At 50.9% G+C, this 4,076-nt stretch carries 3 protein-coding genes and 3 pseudogenes; 3 read left to right on the forward strand and 3 right to left on the reverse strand.

Going from position 1 to position 4,076, the window contains the following annotated elements:
• Both BGK49_RS10210 and BGK49_RS10215 read left to right on the forward strand, forming a co-directional pair.
• Nucleotides 1-233, forward strand: a pseudogene (locus BGK49_RS10210) (IS4 family transposase); the annotation flags it as partial.
• Nucleotides 234-285: 52 nt separating this feature from the next.
• On the forward strand, nt 286-513 hold the full coding sequence (locus BGK49_RS10215; RefSeq protein WP_001237205.1) for a YceK/YidQ family lipoprotein: 228 nt from the start codon (nt 286-288) through the stop codon (nt 511-513).
• Here the strand turns inward: BGK49_RS10215 and BGK49_RS10220 are convergent, their stop codons facing one another.
• The 3 genes and pseudogenes from BGK49_RS10220 to lpxL all read right to left on the reverse strand — a co-directional run bounded on the left by BGK49_RS10220 (nt 514) and on the right by lpxL (nt 3,287).
• Nucleotides 514-888 carry a MysB family protein gene (locus BGK49_RS10220; RefSeq protein WP_000180056.1) on the reverse strand — a complete coding sequence of 125 codons (375 nt, stop codon included), beginning with the start codon at nt 886-888 and terminating at the stop codon, nt 514-516.
• An 82-nt stretch (nt 889-970) separates the two neighbouring features.
• Nucleotides 971-2,195, reverse strand: a pseudogene (gene mdtG, locus BGK49_RS10230) (multidrug efflux MFS transporter MdtG).
• Nucleotides 2,196-2,366: 171 nt separating this feature from the next.
• Complete coding sequence (gene lpxL / locus BGK49_RS10235; protein WP_000183364.1) at nt 2,367-3,287, reverse strand: kdo(2)-lipid IV(A) lauroyltransferase; 921 nt, start codon at nt 3,285-3,287, stop codon at nt 2,367-2,369.
• 224 nt (nt 3,288-3,511) lie between these two features.
• Here lpxL and BGK49_RS10240 point away from each other — a divergent pair.
• Nucleotides 3,512-4,003, forward strand: a pseudogene (locus tag BGK49_RS10240) (rhodanese-related sulfurtransferase); the annotation flags it as partial.
• Between the last annotated feature and the right edge of the window lie 73 nt (nt 4,004-4,076).

Genomic DNA, 4,076 nt, shown 5'->3' on the forward strand with positions numbered 1-4,076 from the left:
GTTACTGGCCGAATCAACTGAGTTTCTCAGAATCATGCGGAATGGTGATGAGAATGCTGATGACATTGCAGGGCGCTTCACCGGGACGTATACCGGAGCTGATGCGCGATCTTGCAAGTATGGGACAACTTGTGAAATTACCGACGAGAAGGGAAAGGGCCTTCCCGAGAGTGGTAAAGGAGAGGCCCTGGAAATACCCCACAGCCCCGAAAAAGAGCCAGTCAGTTGCTTAACTGACTGGCATTACGGCGTTATGCCGGTATTTTTTTACGGAAGAGGTATCAAATGCGTTTAATTGTGGTGAGCATCATGGTGACCTTGCTGAGTGGCTGTGGCAGCATTATTAGTCGCACTATACCGGGGCAGGGGCATGGCAACCAATATTATCCCGGTGTGCAATGGGATGTGCGTGACTCCGCCTGGCGTTATGTCACAATCCTTGATCTGCCATTCTCCCTGGTTTTTGATACTTTACTGCTGCCGATCGACATTCATCATGGCCCGTATGAGTGATTAACGTTCATCCCACTCATCAGCTGCTGCGCGTCCTTCCTCGGTATCCAGCGGTGGCTCAAGCTGAAATTCCCCCTCGTCCCATTCATGTAATGTATTCTCTTCCTGCCACTCCTGGCGTATCTCTATCTCATCATAGTCGCCATCAAAAACACTTTGCGCGGCTTCACCGCTAAGCATAGGTAAACATTCACCTTCTTCCCCTTCGTCGGCAAAAAACTCAACTTGCCACATGATGTCGCCGTCCTGCAAAACGTATTTTTGGGCATTGAACTGTTGCACATTCGCATCTTCGGCGTCGATGCCGGGGTTGTCTGCAAGAAATTCTTCGCGTGCAGCGTCAATGGCTTCTTCAAGCGTTGCGTACATGGTCATCACGATTCTCCCTTTGAGTTGATGAGGTTTCAGGGAAAAGGATAGCTGATTCTCCGCTTTTGCAAGTATGAAAGGCGAAAAATCAGTTCGATACCTGGGGTATTCGACGACGACGTAGACTGTTCCATGAATAGACTGCGTTGAATAACACTACGCCAGCGGTGACGAGAAATACCGCTCTGAAACCGTAGTTCGCTGAAATCGCTGCTCCCATCAATGGTCCGGTAACGTTGCCAATATCACGAAACGATTGGTTATAGCCGAAGATACGCCCGGCGATCTGGTTGCTCGAGTTGTAAACCAACAATGTCTGTACGGCGGGGAGTAGTGCACCATCGGCGGCACCGAGCAAAAAACGTAAAATCCCAAGTTGCAATGGTGTCTGAACGTAAGACATTGGGATCAACAGCAGTACAGAAAAGATCAGCGCTGTAATCAGGATCTTTTCGGGTCCGATTCGATCGCCAAGTTTGCCGAGTCGTGGTGCACTTAGCAGAGCCGCCACGCCTGGCACCGAGGCGATCATGCCACTGATAAAGGCGACGTTACTGACGTTACCCGCCAGTTCGCGGACATACAGCGTCAGAATGGGGGCAATTGAGCCCGTCGCCACCTGGATGATTAACGTAGTGACAAACAGGCTGAGTACCAGTTTCGGGTTTTTAAGTGATGTCACCACTTCCCGCATGTGCAGCATCTCTTTTTTGCTGACCGGCTGGAATTTTTCTCTGATGCAAAACAGGGTGACGAAAAAGCAGAGTATGAGCACACTGGCGGTAATAAAGAATACCGGACGTAAGCCGTAGCTATCGGCGAGCAGGCCGCCAGCCATTGGGCCGAGCAACGCACCACCAACGCCGCCTGTGGAGAGCGTACCCAGCGCCCAGCCGCTTTTATTACGCGGTACTTGTGTGGCGATAAGAGCATTAGCGTTGGGGACAAATCCGCCAAGTAACCCAAGAAGCGCCCGCAGGATCAAAAACTGCCAGATATTTTGTGCCAGCCCCATCAACACCATCACGATGCCCATGCCGAGGGCAGAGCGTAATAGCATGAGTTTTCGGCCTTTACGGTCGGCGAGTCCACCCCAAAACGGTGAGGCGATGGCCGAAAATAAAAATGTAATGCTGAAGACAATACCGGACCATATTCAGGGCGGAGTGATCGGTAACGCCAAGCTGCTCAACGTAGAGGGGTAAGAAGGGCATTACCAGACTGAAGGCGGCACCGGTAAGAAAACAGCCTAGCCAGGCGACGATCAGGTTTCGTTTCCAGTTTATAGGGGTGTCATTTTCACAGGGTGACATAGCAATCCGCTGTTGGTGCGCCAGGCGCGGTGAACATAAGAAGAAAAGATAAGCACACTAATTATGCGCCCGACTCCCGGGGGGCGCAATCCAGAGAGCTTTTATCGCTAAATCAGGGGGATTTGCTGTGGTAATGCCGGATGCCATTCTGAAGCATCCGGCAGGGGAGATTTAATAGCGTGAAGGAACGCCTTCCGGGCGTGTTTTAAAGCGACGGTGTAACCACATATACTGCTCTGGTGCCATCATGATGCATTTTTCGACCACTTTGTTCATCCACGCGGCGGTAGTTTCGGCATCATCCAGTGGCGGAGAACACTCTGGCGGCAGCATAATCAATTGATACCCTTTGCCATCTGGCTTACGGCGTGGAACGAAGGGCACCAGACATGCGCCGGACATCCGTGCCAGCATCCAGGTTCCGGTCGTGGTCGCAGCCTGCTCAACGGCAAATAACGGGACGAAAACGCTTGAGCGCGGGCCGTAATCATGATCCGGTGCGTACCAGACCACTTCGCCTTTTTTCAGGGCTTTAATCATGCCTTTTAAATCTTTGCGGTCGAGCATCGATTTATTTGAGCGCAAACGGCCCCAGGTTTGTAGCCAGTCAATCAGTGGATTATCGTTCGGGCGGTAAACGCCAATCCCCGGTTCCTGCATACCAAACTGCCGCGCACCCAGCTCCAGTGTCAGAAAATGGATGCCAACTAACAGGATGCCGCGTTTTTGCGCCTGCACGTCACGAATGTGTTCCATGCCGATCACTTCCGTCCAGCGGGCGATTCGGCGGTCCGGCCAGAACCACGCCATGCCGGTTTCCATCAGGCCCATGCCAACGGATTCGAAATTCTTCACCACCATTTTACGGCGTTCTTGTTCGCTCATTTCCGGGAAGCACAGTTCCAGGTTGCGATGCACAATTTTTGCGCGTCGTTTCATAAAACGTAACGCCAGTTTTCCTAATCCACAACCGAGGCGGTAGATAACCGGGTAGGGCAATTGCACGACTAACCAAAGTACGCCAATACCCAACCAGGTTAACCAATAACGCGGATGAAGCAGTGCGGTGGAGAACTTGGGTAGATTCGTCATATCAATCCTGTTTTTCAACCTATTCGGGCAATTGTATGTATTGTCGCATTTTTTCGCCCGCAACCAAAATTTGTGGCTGAAGACTGGGCGAAATTGCCGCGCTTGTAAATAACAAATAATTTTTAATGCGCAAATGTAGCGTAAAATGTGTGGATGTTAATTATCGATAATTGCTATATCATGCCGCGGATTTTTACTTTCCCATCTCGCAGGAACCGTACACCATGCCAGTGTTATACAACCGCATTTCCAACGACGCGCTAAAAGCCAAAATGTTGGCTGAGAGCGAACCGCGAACCACCATTTCGTTTTACAAGTATTTCCACATCGCCGATCCTAAGGCGACCCGTGACGCTTTATATCAGCTGTTTACCGCGCTGAATGTTTTTGGGCGAGTGTATCTGGCGCATGAGGGCATTAACGCGCAAATCAGCGTACCTGCGAGCAATGTTGAAACATTTCGCGCGCAGCTCTATGCCTTCGACCCGGCTTTAGAGGGTTTACGCCTGAATATCGCGTTGGATGATGACGGGAAATCCTTCTGGGTACTGCGCATGAAGGTACGTGATCGCATTGTTGCCGACGGTATTGACGATCCTCACTTTGATGCCAGCAATGTTGGTGAGTATCTGCAAGCGGCGGAAGTGAACGCCATGCTTGACGATCCCGATGCACTATTTATCGACATGCTGAAGTGGTCAACAAAAACTGGCCACCGAGTTAGAGTTTTTCCAGTATCGATTTTCCGATTCGTTTGGGGGTAACCCACCGTTATATTCGTGCGGTCTT

This window comes from Shigella sp. FC1544, from assembly GCF_001722145.1.
Taxonomy (GTDB): Bacteria; Pseudomonadota; Gammaproteobacteria; order Enterobacterales; family Enterobacteriaceae; genus Escherichia; species Escherichia coli.

Bases quoted from the DNA above. Each gene is read 5' to 3' on its own strand.
- BGK49_RS10215 (WP_001237205.1), top strand. From the start codon at position 286: ATGCGTTTAATTGTGGTGAGCATCATGGTGACCTTGCTGAGTGGCTGT.
- BGK49_RS10220 (WP_000180056.1), bottom strand. From the start codon at position 888: ATGACCATGTACGCAACGCTTGAAGAAGCCATTGACGCTGCACGCGAA.
- lpxL (WP_000183364.1), bottom strand. From the start codon at position 3,287: ATGACGAATCTACCCAAGTTCTCCACCGCACTGCTTCATCCGCGTTAT.